This is a genomic window from Alkalibaculum sporogenes, from assembly GCF_009362815.1.
Classification (GTDB): domain Bacteria; phylum Bacillota; class Clostridia; order Eubacteriales; family Alkalibacteraceae; genus Alkalibaculum_A; species Alkalibaculum_A sporogenes.
The window spans coordinates 1-1,055 of record NZ_WHNX01000086.1; the positions used below are offsets into that span (position 1 = coordinate 1).

General features: G+C 32.0%; 1 protein-coding gene. It reads right to left on the reverse strand.

Going from position 1 to position 1,055, the window contains the following annotated elements; translation table 11 throughout:
* Positions 1 to 157: 157 nt before the first annotated feature.
* The coding region (locus GC105_RS16665; RefSeq protein WP_193708472.1) for an N-acetylmuramoyl-L-alanine amidase family protein at positions 158 to 1,055 on the reverse strand (898 nt) is incomplete at its 5' end.

The following is a 1,055-nucleotide window of genomic DNA, read 5'->3' on the forward strand; positions in this document are numbered from 1 at the left end:
TCATATTTTAAAGATGTTTTCTTGAATTTTTACATATCTAATGAGCCTGATAGAAAGTTATTTTTTTATTCTAGGACACAAAATTATTTACAGTCTCTTATAAAAAATACACAGTTGGTTAGGTAGCTATCCAATAGAAATATCTACCTAAGCCTTATTAATTAAAATATTTCTTTATCGCATCTACCATTTTATCTGCAATTGCATTTTGATTACTTTTATTTGCTAAGGTAGAATTTGTAGGTCCTGCTTCAATTAGTACGGATGGCATATTTGTCCACCTAGTGATTGCAAGGTTGTGATCAGATACCGGATTATTCCTTGGACTAATAAACTTCAACTCTTTCATTGAATCGAGTAATAAATTCGCAAATATCTTGCTGTTTTTAGCAGCACTACTTGGTGTACTATCATATATTGTTGCAGGTGCTGTATTATCTATTGTTATGTACTTTTCAACGCCATTTTCAATATAGTATGCTCTACGATTTACTTCGCGAATAATATAATGTGTTTTTCCTTTGCTATCTTTAAAATATGCTCCAGACACTTCTAAGTACGGTCTATAACTACTATAATGCATGCTATATCCTTTAACATAAGATGCATCATGGTGAATACTTATAAATAAATCAGGCATCTTTTGATTTGCAATAGCTGCTCTTTGATCTAACTCCATTCTTATATTACTATCTGGATTCCTTGTATATATTACATTGGCACCTAGGGATGTAAGTTTTTGAGCTATTAACTTCGTTAAACTATTGTTTAAATTCTTTTCATAGATACTTCCATTTACTGCACCAGGATCTGAACCTCCATGACCAGGGTCTAGCATAATAGTTTTACCAAATAAAGAACCCTTTACTGTTATTTCCTTATACAAATGTGCATCTAAACTTTGATTGCTTTTTTCGTCTTTTATATGTACTCCATATAGATACTTTCCTGGCTTCGTCGGCGTCCACCGAGCACTACTCTTACTATAGTCTTGTATCATCTTCCATTTGTTTGTGCTTACATCTTTTACCCAAAACTGATATAATACTCCATTT